Source organism: Candidatus Arthromitus sp. SFB-mouse-Japan (assembly GCF_000270205.1).
Classification (GTDB): domain Bacteria; phylum Bacillota; class Clostridia; order Clostridiales; family Clostridiaceae; genus Dwaynesavagella.
This window is the reverse complement of record NC_015913.1, coordinates 936,856-958,644: the sequence shown is the minus strand read 5'-3', so window position 1 is coordinate 958,644 and position 21,789 is coordinate 936,856. Positions and strand designations below refer to the sequence as shown.

Here is a 21,789-nt window from a genome sequence, read left to right as displayed (position 1 = left end):
GATTTATTCAATCTGTTTTTTTGCTTTACTATAGGTTATAATTTACTTATGAGTATTAAAAAGAGGTGATTAAATGAATTTTACATTTCATAATCCAACTAAAGTTTATTTTGGACGTGGGAAGATAGGATTTCTAAATGATGAAATCAAGAAAGGAACTAAGGTATTATTGACTTATGGCTCTTTAAGTATAAAGAAAAATGGTTTATATGATGAGGTTAGAGCTATATTAGAAAAGTTAGATTGTGAAATACATGAGTTAAGTGGGATTGAACCTAATCCAAAACTTTCTAGCGTAAGAAATGGTATTAAAATATGCAGAGATAAAAATGTTGAATTTATTTTGGCTGTTGGAGGTGGAAGTGTAATTGATGCATCCAAAGCTATTTCTATTGGAGCAAAAAGTGATACAGATGTATGGAATTTAATAATAAAAAAAGAGTTTCCTGTAGATAGAATACCTTTGGGATCTATTTTAACTTTGTCTGCCACGGGTACAGAAATGAATCCTAACAGCGTTATAACAAATGATGAGAATAATCAAAAAGTAGGATTTGCTCATAGGCCATTTACTTTTCCAGTTTTTTCAATATTAGACCCAACATATACAATTAGTGTTCCACGTAATCAAACAATAAATGGTATCGTTGATACTATATCTCATTTGTTAGAACAATATTTTAATGCTGAAGAAAATGCAGAACTTGTTGATAGATTTTGTGAATCATCTATTTCATATATGATGGAGATAGCACCTAAGCTTTTAGACAATTTAGATGATTATAAATTGAGAGAAGCTATGATGTATACTTCATTTGTTGGATTGAATGGAACTTTATCTGTTGCGGGTGGAGATTGGGCAACTCATGAGATTGAACATTCTATTAGTGGGATATTTGATATTCCTCACGGAGTTGGACTTGCTATAATTACTCCAAATTGGATGAAGTATGTAGCAACTAAAAAGCCAGATAAAATTATTAAATTAGGCAAAAAATTATTTAATCTTGATCAAGATGAATTAACAGATATTGAATTTTGTCATATGGTTGCAAATAAGTTTAAAGAATTTTTTAAAAGCATTGGAGTACAAACATCTTTAAAAGAATGTGGCATTACAGAAGATAGTTTGGAAATTTTGGTAGAGAATACATTCCCAATAAATGATAAAATAGGCGAATATGTTGAATTAGTTCGTGATGATGTTAGAGAAATATTAAAAAGTAGTATGTAGTTTGTTTAATCATCTCATTAAAACAATAGTTAAAAATTATTTTAAATAGATAGATTTTTTTATTAGTTTTAGTTAATACTTAATAATTATGAGAATTTTTTAACTTTTGAGAAAAAGGGGTGTACGGAATTTGAAAAAGAGAAATTTTAGATCATTTATGTCTTTAATAGTGGCATTTGTTGTATTATTTGGTACGTTTATTTTTAGTACAAGCGTATATAGTAAACTTCAAGTTTCGAATAATACTGAACTTTTATCTAATACATCAAGTTTAGAAGAAAGAATGATACCTAGTTATGGTAGTATCGCAGATGTTATAGATGCAGTTAGTCCAGGAGTTGTTACAGTAAGTATTAATTCTATTGTAAATTCTTATAATGGAATTAATCAGGTTAACGGTATAGGAAGTGGATTTTTTATAACTCCTACTAAGATTTTAACAAATCAACATGTTGTTCTTAATGCATCAAATGTTAATATAATACTTCATGATGGTCAAAAAGTTACTGCAAAAGTAATAAATACAGATAAGGTTAATGACATTGCTCTCTTAGAGGTTACGACACCAGGATTTGAAAGTTCAACAGTTCTTCAACTTGGATCTTCAGATAATACAAGAGTTGGTGAATGGGTAATTGCTATAGGAAGCCCACTTAATTTGACATTTAGTGGAAGTGCAACTGTTGGTATTGTAAGTGGATTATCACGAAAAGTTGAAACAAGTAATGGGATTTCAACGTTTATTCAGACAGATGCAGCAATTAATCCTGGAAATAGTGGAGGTCCACTACTTAATTTAAAAGGAGAGGTAGTAGGCATTAATAGTGCAAAAATTGCAGTTGAAGGTGTTGAAGGGATTGGATTTGCAATTCCAATAAATATTGCAAAACTTAAACTCGAAGAATTAAGCACACCAGTTATAACTCTTGGGCTTTCTGGTGTTAATATAACTGATCAAGCATCAGTTAAATTTGGAGTTTCATCTGGAGTATTTGTTGTTGAAGTTGAAAGAGGATCCTTATCAGATAAAATTGGAATAATGCCTGGAGATGTTATCGTTGAGTTTAATGGGACAAAGATAACTTCTATTGAACAAATAAATGAGCTTAAGAAAAGTGTACAAGATACTATGACTGTTTTGGTTGTAAGAAATAATAAGCAAATACTGCTCCAACTTAAAATTAATGAATAAATTTATATAAAAACTCAAAACATAGAATCATCTAACTCTTAGTTTGGATGGTTCTATTTTTTTAAAAACGTGAGGAGAATACATATGAGTAAATTAATTAAAAATATTTTGTTGTCATTAGCAGTATTTGTAGGGTTATCAACATCATTCACAGCTTGTGGTAATCAAAATAATAATAATAATAGTGCTGTTGGGGATTCAAATACAACTAAACCTGAGAGAGAAACAGGAAATAGGAAACCGCAAGTTAATATGGGTAATAATAATACAACTGAAGAGAGTGTTTATAAAGATGGTGAAATTATTACTTTAGCGGAAGGAACTAAACTTAAATATAGTGCAGATGGAAATCATGAAATAATAGAAAAAGGTGAAGGAACTGTGCTTATATTTAAAAAGGTTACAGAAGAAGATCTTAAAAAGTTAGAACCAGAGACAAGAGCCATGGTTGAAAGACAAATGGCAGCTGATTCAAATGGATTTGCATTAATTTATTAAACATCTGTTTATATACAGGTGTTTTTTTATTGTATTTATTGAAATATTTTTGATACATTGTAGAATAGAAAATGATTAATATTATCATGAGGTATTTTTATGGAAGATAAAATTATTAAGGCTGTTGCTAAGAATGGAACTGTAAGAATAATTGCGATTACTTCTACAGATTTATTAAATACAGTGAAGAAAATACATAATTTAAATGAACTTACTATGATAGCATTTGGAAAATTAATGTTATCATCTGCTATGATTTCATCAACAAATAAAGCATTAAATGATACCATCACAATTAAATTTGATGGAAATGGACCTTTGAAGAATATGACAGCGGTCACACGAGGAGATGGAACACTTAAGGGATATATTTCAAATTCTGATGCTTTTTGTGAAAGTTTAAAAATAAGTGATTTAATTGGAAGTGGATCTTTAGTGATTACAAAAGATTTAGGGCTTAAAAACCCATATATAAGCAAAGTTCCTTTGTATAGATCTGATGTTTGTAATGATTTGGCGTATTATTATACTTTATCTGAACAGACACCTACAGCAATTTCTGTTGATATAGACTTGGAGATGAATGGACGTGTTAAAAATTCATTGGGATTGATGGTTCAGATGTTACCTGGAGCTGAGGATATGCTCGCTGATGTAATAGCGTATAGATTTGATGATTTAGGAAATGCGTTAAATCGTGTTCAAAATGGAGAAACGATTTATGATATTTTGAATTTTATGTTTGATGATATGGGGCTTAAAATTTTAGATGAATATGCTATAGATTATAAATGTGATTGTTCGATTGATAGGGTTGAGAGAGCTTTGATAAGTTTAGGAAAGCTTGAACTTAGAAATATAATAGATGAAGGTAAGGATGAATCTATAATTTGTGATTATTGTAAGCGCGAATATAAATTTAATAAAGGTGATTTGGAAAATTTATATAATAAAATGTATTAAACAGTTGACAACTAAACAAATTAATTATATAATTAACCAGTAAGTGTTAGTTAAAACTTACTTAGTAGTTGGCCCAGTAGCTCAGCTGGTTAGAGTGCCGGCCTGTCACGCCGGAGGTCGAGGGTTCGAGCCCCTTCTGGGTCGCCAAATTACTGTAGTTATGCTGTGGCTGGATAGCTCAGTTGGTAGAGCAGAGGACTGAAAATCCTCGTGTCGCTGGTTCGATTCCTGCTCTAGCCACCAAAAAAAATTAAATGGTGCTTGTCACCATTTTTAGATTTTGTAATATGATATAAATATATGGCACCATAGCCAAGTGGTAAGGCAGAGGTCTGCAAAACCTTTATTCGCGAGTTCGAATCCCGCTGGTGCCTCCACATTTAATTTAAACAGATCGATTCTAAAACAACCTGGTGAGCTTAAGTTCACTAGGTTGTTTTATTGTGAGTTCCGTTGGTAACAAGCTATTGAAGGTGTATAATCTAGTTTTTAAGATCTTATTTAAAGAATTTTTTGATTTAATATGATATACTTTCTGTTATATATAATGTTTAGGAGGAAATATGAAGAATAAAGTTTTGAATTTTATTATTGCTGTTTTATTATCTCTATCATCTTTAGTTAATACTAGTGGCGTTATTGTACAAGCTAATAAGAATATAGAACCAAAAATTTTTATATCAGTTAAAAGTTTTAAAGATTTTTTAGATGATATAGATAAAATAGATTTAGATTCTATGGATAGTGAGTCTAGAAATATTTATAATGAAAGTTTGAAAAAAATATCTGAGATATATAACTCAAAAAATAAAAATTATTCTGATGAAGAATTAAGAATTAGGATAAATATATATTGGGCTTTTATTACAAGTTCACATGAAGATGGAGAAAGTTTAATTGAGGGTCTGAAGTATTTAGATTTAACACCAGACGAAATAGTAAGTATTTTGACTACAGCAAATCCAAAATTAGTTGGAGCGGATGCAGAATTATTTAAATTATCTTTAAGTGTATTACTAGTTGAGCGATCACGATTAAGTGATGAAGATAAGATAATTTATGATAAGATTGAGAAATATGTAAGAAAAGAACATAATGATTTTAATGAAGATAAAATTAGAGAAAGTGTAAATTTAATTTGGTCAATAGCTCAAATAGATCTTTCTAAATGTGATTTGAAAGATAGAATTGATGTTTTGAATGAAATTTCTTTAGACTTAGAATCTTTTCAAAATATTAAACTTTTAACTCTAAAAGGATCAAATAATGATATTGTATCGAGTATTTATGAAATGGTTCTTTTGAGAGATTCAGATGAAGAGGGTAAAAAGTATTGGGTATCTGTGATGGACAAACTTCAAAAAGAGGGAAAGAGTACTGAAAGTTCAATAGATGAAGTGGTTTATCGAATGAAACAAGAGAATGAATATAGAAATTTAGTTAGTTTGTTTAATACATAAATTTTAATAAATAAAAACAATCATACTTTGGTTTTGTGTGGTTGTTTTTTTATTTATTTATAGATTAATTGTAACTCCATTTTGTTCATGTTTATCTATCCATTATTTATTGGGTTTACTAGTTCTAGATTACCAATTGGTGTAACTTTTTCATTTCTTATTTCATCTCCCAATGGTTGATTTGGCAAGTTTAGTTTTATTAACAAGTATTTTTGGAGTTAAAATTGCTATTTTATATGTAGTAGTTGGACTTATCATAGCTGTAGTTGGAGGTACAATCATTGATAAAATGCATATGGAAAATTATATAGAAGAATTTATTCATAACTCAAAGAGTTTAGATATTGGATCATATGTTTTTACCTTAAAAGATCGTTTGATTTTTGCTAAGAGGCAAGTTGCTGAAAGTCTTAAAAAGGTTTTTGTATATATTTTGATAGGCGTTGCTATTGGAGCAATTATACACAATTGGATTCCAGAAACTTGGATTCAGATGATTCTTGGGAATAATAATCCATTTGGGGTATTTCTTGCAACTTTAGTGGGTGTTCCTATGTATGCAGATATTTTTGGCATGATACCACTTGCAGAAGCTTTGATTGCAAAAGGAGCACAGCTTGGTACGGTTATTAGTTTTATGATGGCTGTAACTACTTTGAGTTTACCTTCACTTATAATGTTGAAAAAAATTATAAAACCAAAGTTGTTAGGAGTATTTGTTATAATTTGTATTATAGGAATTATTACTGTTGGTTATCTGTTTAACATGTTTCAATATTTAATAATTTAAATAATAAAAAACGTAGTATAGTCGATATTTTTATCAACTATTCTACGTTTTGATTTTTTATCTTATATGATATAGTTCTTTTGAATTATCATCTAAAGATTTAAATTCATAGCCAAGCTCTAAAAAATAATTTTTGATACCTTCAAGAGATTTTATTGTGTTATCATTATTTGAGTTTGTGTGCATTAGGATAATTATGTTCGAATTATCTTTGTAAAATTTTTCGTATTGTCTTTTACATATGTTTAAGAGTTCTTGAGGTCCTTTATTAGGATTTAATGCATCAGTCGTATCTATGTGCCAATCAAATATTTTAAAATTATTATTATGTAATTTGTCTACAAATACTTTATCCATTCTTAGATATGAATTCTGTGATCCAAATGGGAATCTTATAATATTGCATTCAATATTGTATCTTTCTCTAAGCAAATCTCTCAATTCTGAGTTCTCTTTAATGAAACTTTCATGTGATCCATAACATTTGTTTCTATTATGTGACATTGTGTGAAGTCCTATCGAATGGTTATTATCGACCATTTTTTTCATTGCTTCTGGATTTTCTTTAACCAAACTTCCAACGACGAAAAATGTAGCAGGTAGATTTAAACGTTCAAGTTCATCGAGTAATCTAGGAGTATTTCCTTTTGTTGGACCATCATCAAATGTTAAGTACACATATTTTTTTGGGGAATCTTCTAAAGCTTTTGATGGAATTGGACTTAGAATAAATAGTATAGATAACATTATAAAAATTTTGTTTAATAATTTCATTACTTAAGCTCCTTTGAAATTTGTTTGAAGAATATTATATCCACTGTAATGAAAAATATTTAAATTAAAAAAGCAAAATGTTTAAGAGCATTTCACTTTTTTATACATAAATTAATTTATATTTTATATAAACTTTTATAAATTTTTAGAGTTGAATAACTACATTTTTCCCATGAAAAAATTTTCGATCGTGCATATGCCTTTTCCCCAAGTTTAATTTTTAGATTATCATCGTTTGATAATTTACATAGGGATTCTGAAATTTTTAAAGTATCATGTGGATCAACTTGATATGAAGTATTGCAAACTACTTCTGGTATAGAAGTTACATTAGAGCTAAGTATTGCTTTTCTACAACTCATTGCTTCTAGAAGTGGTAATCCAAATCCTTCATACAAAGAAATATACACAAAAAATTGCGATGCATTATAAAATATTGGTAAATCATTTTCATCAACAAATCCTGTAAATATAATATCATTTTCAAGATTTTCTTTCCTAATTATCTTTGTTAAATTTCTGAACTCTTCTCTTATTTTTCCGAGTAGTACGAGCTTTAGTGGTTTATTAAAATTTTTATAAGCTTTTTTAAAAGCCGAGATTAGATTATATATATTCTTTCTCTTACTAAATCCACCAATATATAAAATAAAATCATAATCAATACCAAACTTATTTTTTAAGAAATTTTTGCAATATGAAATATCTAGAGGTCTAAAATTTTTGTTTGTAGCAAGAGGAGTAACAAAAATTTTATTAGGATCAACTGAAAAAAATCTTATGATTTCCTGCTTTGAGTATTCTGATACAGTTATTATTGCAGATGCTTCATCTATTATATATGGCATTTGTTTTAGAAAGTTTTTTAAATATGATTTTCCGACTGTTTGAGGAAGAACGTAAGGAATTAGATCGTGAATAGTTACTATAGATTTAAAATTTTTTGACAAGATGAGATCTTTATATCCAATCCCATTTTGTGGCATATGAAAGAGCGATAAATTATTTTTGTATAGCAAATTTGGTATATAAGTTTTTTCAAAATACGAGCTATGTTTTCTTGATATGAAATGTATTTGTGAGTTTAATTGTTTAAATTGAGTAGAATTATTTCCGCAATACATTAGATTATAGAAATTTTCTTTATCTATTTTAAGTAAATGAGTTATTAAATTCTTCGTGTAAGTTCCTATTCCAGTACCATGATATAAATGAGATCCCCTTATATCAATTGAAAAATTCATTTAGTTGCTCCTTCTTGATATTTAAATTTAGTATATAAATATTTTATTGATAAATAATAATAATGTTCTATAATAATTAGTTTAATAAAAGGGTGGTATAAAAGTTGAAAAATATTTTGGTTTCTATAATAATGCCTGTATATAACAATGAAAAATATTTATCTGGTGCAATTGAAAGTGTTTTAAATCAAACTCATAAAAATATTGAATTACTGATTTTGGATGATGGATCTACTGATAGTTCTCTTTCAATTATTGAAAATTATGCTATGCATAATAAAAATATAAGATTGGTTTCTAGAGATAATAAAGGAGTTGCAAACTCAATTGATGAGTTACTTAAATATGTAAAAGGTGATTATATAGCTAGGATGGATGGAGATGATTATTCATTTCCAGATCGTATTGAAAAGCAACTTAAATATTTAAAAGAAAACAGTGACGTTGGATTGGTTGGATCTTTTGTTGAAGTTGAGTTAACAGATTATAAGAATAAAGATGATGTCAAATTGTGTGAAGATATATTTAATTTTAAGATTGATGATAAAAATTCTTCAATAAAGTTTTTGAATGGTCACAGGATGTGTCATGGAACTTTCATGTGTAGGGCAAAAATATTTGAAGAGGTTAAGTATAATATTAATCTCAATTCTTCTGAAGATTTAGATTTTATATTTAATTTGATAAGTAAAAATTTTAAAGTGGGTATAATAGAAAAGAGATTTTATTTAAATAGGGTTGATTCGGAATTTGTTCATAAACAAAAATATTTAAATGAAAAATATAATGAGGAGATTTTAAAATCTAAACTTAAATTTTTACAATCTTATATAAAAAATAGAGAGGTATGTATAGTTGGTAAGAGTAAATATTCAAATACATTGTACAAAATTTTAAAAAATAACAATATTAAGATTGGAGATTCAATTATTTATGAATATACTAACGATAAGTTTGCTGATTTGGGAAAAAGTTATATTTTTATAGTGGACAAATGTAATTATGAGCATATTAGAGATAGTTTGATTACCCAAGGAAAGAATGATTTGTATGATTTTATATTTATTTAAACTTGAGTTTAGAAAAATATTTTTATATGATTATTAAGAGGTGATGTTCATGAAGGATTATTCTTATAAGATTCTTAATTGCAAGGAATATAGAGATCTTAAAGAAGTAGGTATAGCAAAGTTTATATTGGAAAATTCCTTAAAATTAAGATTGGTTATTATACAAGTTGGTGATGATTTTGCAAGTAATTCATATATTAACAACAAATTAAAGGCATGTGAGAGATGTAGAATTGAATCAGAATTGATAAAGCTAGATGAAAAAGTGAGTCAAGATGAATTGCTAAAAATTATACATAGATTGAATGAAAGTGATAATGTAACAGGTATTATTGTTCAATCTCCATTACCATCACATATTGATTCACAAGTTATAAATGATTCTATATTGTATATGAAAGATGTTGATGGATTTTCAATTGTTAATAAAGGAAAACTTTATAATAATCAAGATTGTTTAGTTCCATGTACTGCTCAAGGAGTTATAGAAATATTAAAGCATAATAATATAGAGATTTCTGGTAAAAATGTAGCAGTAATTAATAGAAGTGATTTGGTAGGTAAACCATTAATGCATTTATTTTTACAAAATAATGCAACTGTAACAGTGTGTCATTCTTATACTGATAATTTGAAAGAGATATGTTTAAGATCAGATATTGTGGTTATTGGTATAGGACAGCCTAATTTTTTGAAAAGTGATTTTATTAAAGATGATGCAGTTATTTTAGACGTTGGTATAAATTTTGTAGATGATAAATTATGTGGGGATGTAGATTTTTTTGATTGCATAGAGAAGTGTTCAAAAATAACAACGGTACCAGGTGGAGTTGGATTATTAACAGTAACTAATTTATTGAGTAACGTTGTAAAAGCATATTCGATACAAACACAATAAAAATATTCATCTAAAACAGTTAAAATAATGTAAATATTTATTATTATTATTTGAAAAATTTTTTGGATATTATATAATTGAACATATAGTTATGGAAAAAAATGGGACAAAAGGGGAATGGCTTTGGAAAAATTGTATAGCATTAAGGAATTATCACAAAAATTTAATGTGTCAGAAAAACACATCTATGAAGAATTAAGGAAAACAAAGGAACTTAATGAAAGCATCATTTACAAGAGTAAAAAAACATATTTAGATGAGTCAGGATTACAAATATTAACTGATATAATGTGCAAAGATATTGAAACATCAAATGATATTATTGATAGAGATGAACCTGAGATTGAACAGATAGAAATTACAACTGATTCTTCTAAAATTGATGATGAGACTTTACATATTAATGAAGAATCTTTATTAGATAAAAAAAATCCAGATGAGTCAATAAATCTTCTTACAGAACAGATTAAGGAGAAAGATAATCAGATTAAAAAATTGATGTCTATAATCGAAAATAGTCAATTTCTTATGGAGAAAGATAGGGAACAATTGTTACAAGAAACAATGTATTATAAAACTTTAGAAATGCTTGAAGAAAGAGCATCAAAATTTGATGAAAATATTCCATATTTAAGAAGTAAGTTAGATGCTAAGAAGAATTCAAAAAAATGGTGGAAGAAAAATTAATATTTGCACAAAAAACTCCCTATAAGTTAATATGGGAGTTTTTTATTTTTAGGAGGATATAGGTATTATGGTAAAAAATATTGGGGTTATTTCTGATACACATGGTTTAATACGCTCAGAAGTTTATGAATTTTTTAGAGATTGTGATCTTATTATTCATGCAGGAGATATAGTGAAGGAAAGCACAATATATGAGCTTGAAACTATATGTAAAGTTGAGGCAGTTAGTGGAAATAACGATTTTAATTTAGATCATAATAAATACCCAGATAATAAAAAATTAAATATAAATGATAGTCTTAATGTTTATGTTATACATGATTTAAGTTATATGAATGAGGAATACATAAATTATGATATAGTTATACATGGTCATACTCATAATCCATCAGAAAAATATATAAACAATACATTGATTTTAAATCCAGGAAGTTTTGGTCCAAAGAGATTTTCCCTTCCAATAAGTTTAGCAGTTATAAATATTGAAAATAAAATACAAGTTAAATTTTTTCAGATATAATAAAATTAAATATTGCTTTAATAAACATAAAAAAGACCGCATAGCAGAGGTTGTAATCTGTTATGTGGTCTTTTTAATTTTTTACATCTTTGATGCGATTAAATCTTCAATTTCATTTTCATTAGGCATCCTATTAATAGCTTTACGGGAGAAAACTAACGCACCATCTATAAATACATCGAATACACCATTGACAGATGGAAGTAGTTCAAAATTAGAAATATTAGTTTTGTATTCATCTAGTATTTTATTCAATAGAGTAACTACTCTAGGAAGATGATTTCAAACAGTACAATATTTTATAGTTATCTTCATTTGTTTAATCTCCTTAATTTAAATTTTAACCGAAATCAAAATCAGCTGAATCTAGACTTTCATTTTCAACATTATCTATCTCGGTCCCATTTGAAGTATCATTGTTATCTGGTGTAGATGGAGGTTGAATAGTAGTTTCATTGTTGTTTGTATTGCCATTACCATTGTTAGTATTATCTGTATTTTCATTATTATTATCATTATTTGGTGGCACTTCTGTGCTGTTATTAGAACCAGAACCATTTCCATCTCCAGGAGGAGAAGGAGTTATCGTAGAACTACCATTATTCGAATTTTCAAAATCAGGAAGGATAGGAATATCTTCAATTAATGGTGGATCATCTATGTCTGTTTCTGTATCATTTATAGGAGGCTTATTATCTATAGGTGGTATTGTATTATTGTCAGATGCATCACTATTATCTGGATTTGATGTATTACTGTCATCTGGAGTGGTTGGAGTGTTATTTTCATCTTCAAACCATTCTTCATCTGGATCTACTCCGTCTTGATTTAAATTGTCGTCGTTGTCAGGTAATTCATATGATCCATTATCGTATACTTTGGGTGCAACGTACTTTTGGTCACTCAAATATACGCTAGGAGTGTATTTTCTATTTAGGAACACACGAGTTTCTTTTAGATACTCAGGAGTATTTGCTGTAGCTATTGCTCCTGTTAAAGAGTTAATAGTTACAGGAACGTGTACGTCACAAGTATGAGTTGGAACAGTACCTTTTATAAATAACTCTGTATAAACTTTACTTCCCCTAGGATCAGAGGCACAATATTGAGTAGTCAATAGTCCAGATACACTGCAAATGTTTGCTGATACTATATTTTCAGGTCTTGGAATCTCTACAGGTGGAAGAGATTCATGTGCTTTCTCCATGATCTTACCGAATAATGCACTGGCTGTAGATCCACTAAAAGGTTTTTTACCATATTTATCCGTAAGTTCTGTAGGTTTATCTGCTCCAATCCATATAGCGGCAGCCATATAAGGAGTTGTACCTGCAAACCATAAATCTTTGATATTTTCAGTTGTACCAGTTTTACCAACCACAGGTATATCACCGAATTTAGCAGGTCTAGAAGAATATCTTTCAACAGGACCTTTTAATAAATCGTACATTATATATGCAGTTTCAGGAGAAACGACTTGGGTTTTTTCTGGTTTATTTTCTAATATTACTTTACCATTTTTATCTACAACGTGGGTATAAGTTATAGGTTCAGTCAAAATACCACCATTTGCAAAAACACTAAATGCTGAAGCTAAAATTAACGGGTTACCGCCATCTAAATTATTAGGATCATTATTAAATTGACCTAAAGCTAATGTTGCAATGCTATCTTTTGAATTTTCATTATAATGTAAACCGAATTTTTGACCATACTCTAGTGCATTTTTTGTTCCAACTTTATCAACTATTTTTATGGCTGATAAATTAATAGATCTTTCAAGAGAGTATCTAACATTTGTGTATCCTATAAAATTATTTTTAACTTCGTTTGTTGGATTCCAGCCACCATATTTTGAAGATAATTCTTTAGATAGAGGTGAATCCTCAACTCCTGTTCCAGCATGACCTAATTTTAAGTCAATAAGAGGAGTGTAAGCTGTTAATGGTTTTGTTGTTGATCCGATGGAACGCAAAAATTTATCAGAAGCAGCTCTATTATATGAGTTAGCATCTTGATCTCCACGTCCACCAATAATTGCCTTAGTATGACCAGTTTTAAAATCAATAACGACGGCAGACATTTGGGGTTGAATTATACCATTCTCATCTGTCCATTCAGCTAAATTTATATAACTTGTTGCATTATCAAGTACATATTGAGCATGGTCTTGTAAACTTTTATCCATTGTAGTGTAAATTTTAAGTCCATCATTTCTCAAGTGAAGTTTTACTTCTTCATCAGTATATCCGTAAACTTCCTTTAAATCTTTAGTTAATTCTTCAACCACAGGTCTTGCGAACCATTCATAATTGTAACTATCATTAACTTTTTTAATATCAAAGCCTATTTTATCAGTATTTATTTCTTCAACCGCTTTATTATAATCTTCTTGACCAATGTATCCAAGCTCGAGCATTTTATTCAAGACTGTTATCGCTCTATTTTTATAAAATTGACTATCTTCAGAGTTTACAGCACTCGAATAATATTTTGTAGGATGTTGTGTTGATCCAGCTAAGAATGCAGATTGTGCAAGTGTAAGATCTTTTGCATTTTTCGAAAAATACTGTAATGCGCCAGCTTCAACGCCATAAGCATTACCACCAACAAATATTGTGTTCAAATATATTTCTAATATCTGATCTTTTGACATTTGTTTTTCTAATTCCAAGGCTAAATAAATTTCACGTATTTTCCTAACCACAGATACTTCATTAGTGAGAATATTATTTTTAATAACTTGTTGGGTTAATGTAGAAGCTCCATGCAATCCTGATTGTTTATTTAAAATTTTCTTAATATCAGTTATTACCGCACTTATTATACGTTGTATATCTATCCCTGAATGTTGATAAAATCTTTCGTCTTCTATAGCGATAAATGCATTCCGTAATTGAAGAGGCATTTCATCTAATGAAATTACATACCTTTTTTCAGCTTTTAATACTTCATCCATAAACTCGCCATCAGCATCAAAGAGTTGTGATGCTTGATCAAGATCAGTAACGGCCTCTATAGTTAATGGAGGAGAAGTCTTAATTATTGCAAAAGTAAATCCAAAAACAGTAATAGCACCAATTAAAAATATAGCTAATAAGAAAATTAGAAACGTTGTAATAATTTTTTTTGTTTTTTTACTGCTTTTATTATTAATATTATTCTGAATAGTTTCACTATTTTTGTCTTCGTTATTTAAGTTTGAACTATTGCTAGAATTATTATTTGACATATATTCCTCCTAGTAAATTCTTGCTCCTTGTTTAATTAGGTAATCCATTAAATTATATAACTATCAAAAAAAAATGTAAATATGGCAATATCGAAACAAATATAAAATTCAAGGATACTTGTAATTATTTTTTATTTGACTTATATTTTTAATTCTTTCATGAAATTAATAATCTATACTTTCAGAGTGAGTAGTTTTTGAAAAATTATAATTATGATTTAGGAGTGATTCTATGATATACGGTGATACGAATGGTATTAAAAGAAGTTATCTTAATGAACTTGAAGATATATATGATATTAGACTTGATAAGAATTTAATTATTAGCGAAGAAATTTTATATAAGATATGTGAAATAAGTTTTAAGATTAACAAGGAAATATGTATTGTTTTATTAAGAAATGGAAATGTTCATAGTATTTCGATTGGAACAAATGCTGATGCAAAGATTCATATTGATTTAAAGGATAAAAAGAAGTTAAGTGGATGCAGGGTAATTCATACACATTTAAATTCATCCCCTAAGTTGTCGGATGTTGATATTGCAAGTTTAAAGAATTTAAGATTGGATGCAATATCAGCAGTTAATGTTACTGATGAAAATTTATTCAATGGGTTTTCAATAGGAATGTTAAATAATGGTGATAATGAGTATGAAGAGTATGTTTTTTATAATTTAAAAGATTATTTAGATTTTAATATTTTCTCTAAGATTCAAGACATAGAGAAGAATTTTAAAGTTGAAATATATGAAAATGAAATTAGTGATAATTGTGTTTTAATAGGGTGTGATACTCTTGAAAGTCTTGAAGAATTAAGAGAGTTAGCTTATGCTTGCAACATAAATGTTAAAGATATGTTTTTTCAAAATAGAGATAAGGCTGATTCTGTGTATTACATAGGTAAGGGAAAAATTAAAGAAATATTAAACTCTATTTATCATAGGAACATAACACTATTAATTTTTGATGATGATTTGTCAGGATCTCAAATACGCGTTCTTGAAGAAATGTCAGGAATTAGAGTTATAGATAGGACAACATTGATTTTAGAAATATTTAATAGGAGGGCAAAATCTAAAGTTTCTAAATATCAAGTTGAATTGGCTATGTTGAAATATAAATATTCAAAATTGAGAGGATTGAGTAGTGACTTAAACAGAACATCTGGGGGAATTGGTTTAAGAGGAGGATCAGGAGAAACTAAACTTGAAACTGATAGGAGATATGTAAGAAGTAAGATTGATTATTTGAAGAAAGAAATTGAGAAAATAAAGTTAGAGAGAAGTGTACAAAGAGATGCAAGAATAAAAAATAATATACCACAGGTTTCGATTGTAGGTTATACAAATGCTGGGAAGTCTACATTAAGAAATTATATTTATTCAACATCTAATGTCGGTGAAGTGGATTTGGATAAAAAACTTGTAATTGAAGCAGATATGTTATTTGCGACTTTAGATACAACCGTTAGAAAAATTTTGTTACCGAGAAAAACTTTAATTTCTTTGACAGATACAGTTGGTTTTATAAAAAAGTTGCCACATGATTTGGTTGATGCATTTAAGTCAACATTGGAAGAGGTTATTTATAGCAGTTTACTCTTACATGTTGTAGATATTTCTTCAAATAATTTTGAAGTTGAAATAAATACGACTGATAATGTTTTGAAAGAAATAGGGATTAAGAATTTAAACAGGATACTAATATTTAATAAAATAGATAAATTAAAAAATAGTGAGCTTGAGGAATTGAAATCAAAAATATATAAATTATATCCTTCTGATAAAATAGTATTTATTTCTGTCATCGAAAAAATTAATATAGATAAGTTACTAAATTTAGTTGAGGAAACTCTAAGTTTAAATTACCAAAATGTATCTTTGCTAATTCCATATGATGATTATTCGATATTAAATAGTGTTTATGAAAGTTATAAAATTATAAAAGAAAAGCATTTGGATAAAGGTACATTTGTTAATTTTGATATACCGAAGAGTGAATTAGATAGATTTAAAAAATATATTATTGAAGATTTGGAGAATTAGAAATTGAGTTATAAAACTATTATAGGCGATGCATATTACGAATTCGAAGAGAAGAGGTCTGTCTTTATTGGATATATTAAACATATTGAATCAGAAGATGAGGCTAAAAATTTTATAGAATACATAAATAGTAAGCATTATGATTCTAAGCATAATGTTTACGGGTACATAGTTGGTGGTGATATGTTAATTCAAAGATATACAGATGACGGTGAACCCCAAGGTACTGCTGGTATACCAATAATAGAACTAATAAAAAAGAGAAAATTAACGGATGTTATTATTGTGGTAACAAGATATTTTGGGGGAATTCTTCTAGGTGTTGGAGGATTAACTAGAGCTTATGTGAATGGAGCCAATGGGGCAATTAATAATGCAAGGATAGTTGACAAAGTTTTGGGAAATGAAATTTTAATAATTGTTAAGTATGATTTGGTTGGTAAATTACAATACTTTTTTAATGAAAATAAAATCCATATAAAAGATACTTTATATGAAGATAGGGTTATTTTTAAAGTTAGATGTGAGAAAATTGATGTAAACAAGTTTTTATCCGATATAACTGATTTAACTTCAAATAATTTGAGTGTTGAAATTAGTGATGATGTTATGTATTTTAAAGATGAGGGAAAGTATTTTCTAAATAATGAGGTTTAATAAAATTAGGAGAATTAAGTTATGGAGTTAAATGATTCAAATATCAATCTAAAAGAGCTTAAGAAAATAATAAAGAATTTTGAATTGGAACGAGGATGGGATAAATTTAGAAACCCTAAGGATCTTAGTATGAGTATAGCTATCGAAGCTGCAGAACTTATGGAAATATTTCAGTGGGATACAACTGATGAGGCATATAACATAAAAAATAGTGATAAGTTTAATCATTTTTGCGAAGAATTAGCAGATGTGATGATCTATTCAATTTCTTTAGCTAACAGTTTAGATATCGATTTATATGGAAATATAATGGAGAAACTGTATAAAAATTCTATAAAATATCCTAAGAAAAGTAAGGAGAATAAATAATGGCAGGTCATAGTAAATGGCATAATATACAAGCGCGTAAAAGTAAAGTTGATGCAAAAAGATCAAAAATATTTACAAAACTTATAAAAGAGATATCTGTTGCAGCTAAAATGGGTGGATCAAGTATTGAAGGCAATTCAAAACTCAAAGATGCTATAGAAAAAGGCTCAACATAATAATGTTCCAAGAGAAACAATAGAGAGAGCAATAAAAAAAGGGGCAGGAGAATTAACAGGGGATAATTATGAAACTTTAATTTATGAAGGTTATGGTCCATTTGGAGTTGCAGTTATAGTTAAAACTTTGACAGATAATAAAAATAGAACTGCAGGGAATATAAGACATATATTTTCTAAATTTTCTGGTAATCTCGGATCTAGTGGTTGTGTTAGTTATATGTTTAAAGAAATTGGTGAAATTGTAGTTGATAGGTCTCAGGATATAAGTGAAGATGAAATAATGGAAATTGCTTTTAATTATGGAGCTGATGATTTTCAAACACACGAAAAGGAAAATGTATATGTAATTAAAAGCAATGCCGATAATTTTAAGAAGATAAAAGATGAGCTTGATTCAGAAAATATTGATTTTTTAGAAGCCGAAATAAGATTGCAAGCAGATACGAATGTTTTATTAACTTCAGACGAGGATATTGAAAAGATAGAGAAATTTATAGATATGTTAGAAGATGATGAGGATGTTCAAGAAGTCTATTGTAATGCAGAATATGAATTTGAATAGTTAAATTTTTAAGAGTGTATTGTGATTTCAATACACTCTTTTCATTTTTTATCTAAATATGTATAGAAATTGAATATTTTATACATAATCCTAACAAGGAGTGAGAGATAATGAAAAATAAATTTTTAAATAATAATAAAAATAATTTTATAATATTAGGGATAATCGGTATATCTATAGTAATTTTTTTGAGTGCCTATATGATTACCTATAAAGTTATTAGTTTTAAAAATGATACAAATTTTGTGAATAGGAATAGTTATGAATCGATATCTAAAAATAATACTAGAGATTTAGTTATAGTGAGCCAAAATGATGATGGTGAATTTATGGAAAAAAATAGGATGAAACTAGAATTAATGGATATTAATAAAATTTTTACTGACGTATATCCATTAGGAAAGTATGAAATAATCGATTTTAATGATAAATCTATTGTCTTAAAAGAAAAAGATGAAAATAATTTTAATCCAAATATGTATTACATAGGTGAGAAAAATGGTTATATAACTGTATTTAAATCAGACAATAATGGTAAATTATTTATTGAAAATGAAAAAGTAGATATAAGCAGTAAGAAGGTGGATTCTTTACCTGTATCTGATAGAAATTTAGTATTAAATTACCAATTAAGCTCTGACAATAGAGATGAGATGCAGTATATATTAAGCGAACTTGAAACTTAAATAATTTGATTAACTTTAGTTGAAAAAAATTAATACGAATGGTAAATTTAGTATATAATAATTAATTTTAAAATTAAAAAAGGTCATGTTGTATGTATGAATATATAGAGGGAATATATAGAGGTTTAAATAAAGATTATGTAATTATAGAAAATCAAGGTATTGGATATAGGATTTTTACTTCGGGTAACAGTATTTATTCAATGCCAAATATAGATAGTAAGGTTAGACTTTATGTTGAACAGATAGTGAGACAAGATTTTATAGGTTTATATGGATTTATAAATCAATATGAATTAGAAATGTTCTTAAAGTTAATAAATATAAATGGAGTTGGATCTAAAGCTGCATTAGCGATATTGTCTATTAATACTGTGGATACATTGAGAGAAGCAATTTATTATTCTGATGAATCTGTATTGATGAAAGCAAATGGTGTTGGGAAAAAAACAGCACAACGTATAATACTTGAACTAAAAGATAAGATATCGCTAGCAGTACCTGATAGAGTTAGTCAAATTAGTGTTGACTATAAATCTAGCAGTATTTTAACTGAGTCACGGGAGGCATTGTTATCTTTAGGATTTGATGAAAAGAGTATAAATAAAGTCTTGGATCAAGTGGTAGAAGAGTTTTCTGATAAATCATTAGAATTTATAATAAAAGAGTGTTTGAAAAGTTTGATGAGGTGATGTTATGGATGGTAGATTAGTTAACACATCATTTTCTATGAATGATTCAAAGGAGTATAGTTTAAGACCTGTAAATTTTAATGAATATATAGGTCAGAGTAAAGTTAAAAGTAATTTAAAAGTATTTATTGAAGCAGCAAATATGAGAGGTGATGCATTAGATCATGTTTTATTTTATGGCCCACCAGGACTTGGGAAAACCACACTTGCTAGTATTATTTCCAAAGAAATGAATAGTAGCATTAGAATAACTTCGGGTCCAGCAATTGAAAAGCCTGGAGATTTAGCTGCTATATTGACATCACTTGAGGAAAAGGAGATATTATTTATAGATGAAATACATAGATTAAGTCGAACAGTTGAAGAAATTTTATATAGTGCTATGGAAGATTACGCTTTGGATATTATTATAGGTAAAGGGCCACAAGCGAAGTCTATAAGAATAGATTTGGCTAAGTTTACATTGGTTGGAGCTACTACTAGATTAGGACTTTTAACTTCACCTTTAAGAGATAGATTTGGTGTATTATTACCAATGGATTATTATACAAATGATGAGTTGAAGGAAATAATAATAAGGTCGTCTAAAATTTTATTTATGGAAATAACTGATGATGCAGCTCTTGAAATAGCAAAATGTTCCAGAGGTACGCCGAGGGTTGCTAATAGAATTTTAAAAAGAGTACGTGATTTTGCACAAGTCAAGAAAAATAATTTAGTTGATATAGATTTAGCTAGACACTCTCTAGATCTTTTAGAAATTGATGAATTTGGATTAGATAAAATAGATAAGAGAATTTTAGAGGCTTTAGTTTTTAATTTTAAAGGTGGTCCCACAGGAATTGAAACTATAGCACATTTTTTATCAGAAGAAATCAGTACATTAGAAGATGTATATGAACCATTTCTTATACAACAAGGTTTCATAATTAGGACACCTAGGGGTAGAATTGTAACTGATAAGACATATAAATACTTTAATATTAACAGATGAAATATGGAGTGATTTATGGATATAGATTTATTTGATTTTAATTTACCAGATAGACTTATAGCTCAAAAACCATTAGAAAATAGGGAATCGTCTAAATTAATGATTGTTAACAGAAAAGAAGATAGTGTTGTACATAGTGAATTTTTTAATGTAGTTAATTATATGGAGAAAGATGATGTATTGGTTTTAAATGATACGAGGGTTGTACCTGCTAGGATTTATGGGGTAAGTAGTTACGGAGGTAAAATAGAGTTTTTATTAGTTAAAAATATAGAAGGAAGAATTTGGGAGGTTATGTGTAAGCCTGGGAAAAGAGCTTCTATTGGTAAAAAATTTCATTTTGGAAATGGTGAAATTGAAGCTACCGTAATAGGCATAAAACCAGATGGAAATAGGATTGTTGAACTTATTTATGATGGTAATATATATGATGTATTGAATAGGAATGGGGATATTCCGATACCACCATATATAAAAGAAGTATTGTATGATAAAGAAAGATATCAAACTGTATACTCAGATAAAATGGGATCAATTGCGGCACCTACGGCTGGTCTTCATTTTACGAAGGAATTATTGTGTAGAATAAAAAATAAAGGTGTAAAAATCGTTTATGTAACATTACATGTTGGTTTAGGGACATTTATGCATGTTAAAACTAAAAATATTAAGTGATCATTTTATGCATTCTGAGTATTATGAAATTAGTGATTATACTGCTGAAGTTATTAATTTCGCAAAGTCTAGAGGAAATAAAATTATATCTGTTGGAACTACTACTGTTAGGGTTCTCGAAACTGTATTTACTAGAAATGGCAAATGTATAGGGGATAAGGGATATACAGATATATTTATAAAACCAGGATATAAATTTAAAGCTATTGATTCATTAATAACTAATTTTCATTTACCTAAATCTACACTCATCATATTAATTAGCGCATTTTATAATAGAGAAAAAATATTAACTATATATGAAAAAGCAATATTAAATAATTATAGATTTTTTAGTTTTGGTGATAGTATGATTATAATTTGATT

General features: G+C 27.9%; 19 protein-coding genes, 3 tRNA genes and 3 pseudogenes. 21 read left to right on the top strand and 4 right to left on the bottom strand.

All coding sequences use genetic code 11. The features are described from left to right. Positions 1–73 precede the first annotated feature (73 nt). The 9 genes and pseudogenes from SFBM_RS04630 to SFBM_RS04590 all read left to right on the top strand — a co-directional run. Positions 74–1,234 (top strand): iron-containing alcohol dehydrogenase, encoded by a 1,161-nt coding sequence (locus SFBM_RS04630; RefSeq protein ID WP_005806054.1) that lies wholly within the window; start codon positions 74–76, stop codon positions 1,232–1,234. Positions 1,235–1,364: 130 nt separating this feature from the next. Further along, on the top strand, positions 1,365–2,426 hold the full coding sequence (locus tag SFBM_RS04625; RefSeq protein WP_005806055.1) for a S1C family serine protease: 1,062 nt from the start codon (positions 1,365–1,367) through the stop codon (positions 2,424–2,426). Positions 2,427–2,510: 84 nt separating this feature from the next. Further along, positions 2,511–2,924: a hypothetical protein gene (locus tag SFBM_RS04620; RefSeq protein ID WP_005806057.1), complete on the top strand. Its 414-nt coding sequence runs from the start codon at positions 2,511–2,513 to the stop codon at positions 2,922–2,924. Positions 2,925–3,023: 99 nt separating this feature from the next. Continuing rightward, positions 3,024–3,887 carry an Hsp33 family molecular chaperone HslO gene (hslO, locus tag SFBM_RS04615; protein WP_005806059.1) on the top strand — a complete coding sequence of 288 codons (864 nt, stop codon included), beginning with the start codon at positions 3,024–3,026 and terminating at the stop codon, positions 3,885–3,887. Between the two features lie 70 nt (positions 3,888–3,957). Next, positions 3,958–4,034, top strand: a tRNA-Asp gene (locus SFBM_RS04610). Positions 4,035–4,054: 20 nt separating this feature from the next. Further along, positions 4,055–4,130: transfer RNA gene (locus tag SFBM_RS04605), tRNA-Phe, on the top strand. A gap of 59 nt (positions 4,131–4,189) precedes the next feature. Further along, positions 4,190–4,264 (top strand) — tRNA-Cys (locus SFBM_RS04600). Positions 4,265–4,450: 186 nt separating this feature from the next. Further along, positions 4,451–5,347, top strand: a complete 897-nt coding sequence (locus SFBM_RS04595; protein WP_005806061.1) for a hypothetical protein — start codon at positions 4,451–4,453, stop codon at positions 5,345–5,347. 70 nt (positions 5,348–5,417) lie between these two features. Further along, a pseudogene (locus SFBM_RS04590) lies at positions 5,418–6,137 on the top strand (permease); the annotation flags it as partial. Positions 6,138–6,194: 57 nt separating this feature from the next. On the opposite strand, the gene SFBM_RS04585 reads toward SFBM_RS04590, so the two are convergent. Both SFBM_RS04585 and SFBM_RS04580 read right to left on the bottom strand, forming a co-directional pair. Beyond that, on the bottom strand, positions 6,195–6,911 hold the full coding sequence (locus SFBM_RS04585; protein WP_005806065.1) for a polysaccharide deacetylase family protein: 717 nt from the start codon (positions 6,909–6,911) through the stop codon (positions 6,195–6,197). Between the two features lie 116 nt (positions 6,912–7,027). Further along, positions 7,028–8,155, bottom strand: a complete 1,128-nt coding sequence (locus SFBM_RS04580) for a glycosyltransferase family 4 protein (protein WP_005806067.1) — start codon at positions 8,153–8,155, stop codon at positions 7,028–7,030. 104 nt (positions 8,156–8,259) lie between these two features. Between SFBM_RS04580 and SFBM_RS04575 the strand changes: the two genes are divergently transcribed. The 4 genes from SFBM_RS04575 (at position 8,260) to SFBM_RS04560 (ending at position 11,330) form a co-directional block, all read left to right on the top strand. Beyond that, positions 8,260–9,225 (top strand): glycosyltransferase family 2 protein, encoded by a 966-nt coding sequence (locus tag SFBM_RS04575; RefSeq protein WP_005806069.1) that lies wholly within the window; start codon positions 8,260–8,262, stop codon positions 9,223–9,225. A 49-nt stretch (positions 9,226–9,274) separates the two neighbouring features. After that, positions 9,275–10,123 (top strand): bifunctional 5,10-methylenetetrahydrofolate dehydrogenase/5,10-methenyltetrahydrofolate cyclohydrolase, encoded by an 849-nt coding sequence (locus tag SFBM_RS04570; RefSeq protein WP_005806071.1) that lies wholly within the window; start codon positions 9,275–9,277, stop codon positions 10,121–10,123. A gap of 117 nt (positions 10,124–10,240) precedes the next feature. Further along, on the top strand, positions 10,241–10,810 hold the full coding sequence (locus SFBM_RS04565; RefSeq protein WP_005806073.1) for a hypothetical protein: 570 nt from the start codon (positions 10,241–10,243) through the stop codon (positions 10,808–10,810). 67 nt (positions 10,811–10,877) lie between these two features. Next, positions 10,878–11,330 (top strand): metallophosphoesterase family protein, encoded by a 453-nt coding sequence (locus SFBM_RS04560; RefSeq protein ID WP_005806075.1) that lies wholly within the window; start codon positions 10,878–10,880, stop codon positions 11,328–11,330. An 81-nt stretch (positions 11,331–11,411) separates the two neighbouring features. Here the strand turns inward: SFBM_RS04560 and SFBM_RS07935 are convergent, their stop codons facing one another. Both SFBM_RS07935 and SFBM_RS04555 read right to left on the bottom strand, forming a co-directional pair. Next, a complete protein-coding gene (locus SFBM_RS07935; RefSeq protein ID WP_005806077.1) occupies positions 11,412–11,585 on the bottom strand; it encodes an Rdx family protein in 174 nt (57 codons plus the stop codon). Between the two features lie 85 nt (positions 11,586–11,670). Next, a complete protein-coding gene (locus tag SFBM_RS04555; protein WP_005806079.1) occupies positions 11,671–14,562 on the bottom strand; it encodes a transglycosylase domain-containing protein in 2,892 nt (963 codons plus the stop codon). Between the two features lie 232 nt (positions 14,563–14,794). Here SFBM_RS04555 and hflX point away from each other — a divergent pair, with 232 nt between their 5' ends. From hflX to queA, 8 genes and pseudogenes are all read left to right on the top strand, one after another. Beyond that, complete coding sequence (hflX, locus tag SFBM_RS04550) at positions 14,795–16,609, top strand: GTPase HflX (RefSeq protein WP_014017966.1); 1,815 nt, start codon at positions 14,795–14,797, stop codon at positions 16,607–16,609. 3 nt (positions 16,610–16,612) lie between these two features. Further along, complete coding sequence (locus tag SFBM_RS04545; RefSeq protein ID WP_005806083.1) at positions 16,613–17,266, top strand: YigZ family protein; 654 nt, start codon at positions 16,613–16,615, stop codon at positions 17,264–17,266. 21 nt (positions 17,267–17,287) lie between these two features. Then, positions 17,288–17,635: a nucleotide pyrophosphohydrolase gene (locus tag SFBM_RS04540; protein ID WP_005806085.1), complete on the top strand. Its 348-nt coding sequence runs from the start codon at positions 17,288–17,290 to the stop codon at positions 17,633–17,635. After that, positions 17,635–18,376, top strand: a pseudogene (locus SFBM_RS04535) (YebC/PmpR family DNA-binding transcriptional regulator). Before SFBM_RS04540 ends, SFBM_RS04535 begins: the two are co-directional and overlap by 1 nt. A 110-nt stretch (positions 18,377–18,486) precedes the next feature. Then, entirely contained in the window at positions 18,487–19,062 is a 576-nt protein-coding gene (locus SFBM_RS04530) for a hypothetical protein (RefSeq protein ID WP_005806088.1), read from the top strand. A 92-nt stretch (positions 19,063–19,154) separates the two neighbouring features. After that, positions 19,155–19,754 carry a Holliday junction branch migration protein RuvA gene (gene ruvA / locus SFBM_RS04525; protein ID WP_005806090.1) on the top strand — a complete coding sequence of 200 codons (600 nt, stop codon included), beginning with the start codon at positions 19,155–19,157 and terminating at the stop codon, positions 19,752–19,754. 4 nt (positions 19,755–19,758) lie between these two features. Continuing rightward, positions 19,759–20,748 (top strand): Holliday junction branch migration DNA helicase RuvB, encoded by a 990-nt coding sequence (gene ruvB / locus SFBM_RS04520; protein ID WP_005806091.1) that lies wholly within the window; start codon positions 19,759–19,761, stop codon positions 20,746–20,748. A gap of 15 nt (positions 20,749–20,763) precedes the next feature. Next, positions 20,764–21,787, top strand: a pseudogene (gene queA / locus SFBM_RS04515) (tRNA preQ1(34) S-adenosylmethionine ribosyltransferase-isomerase QueA). Positions 21,788–21,789: the final 2 nt, after the last annotated feature.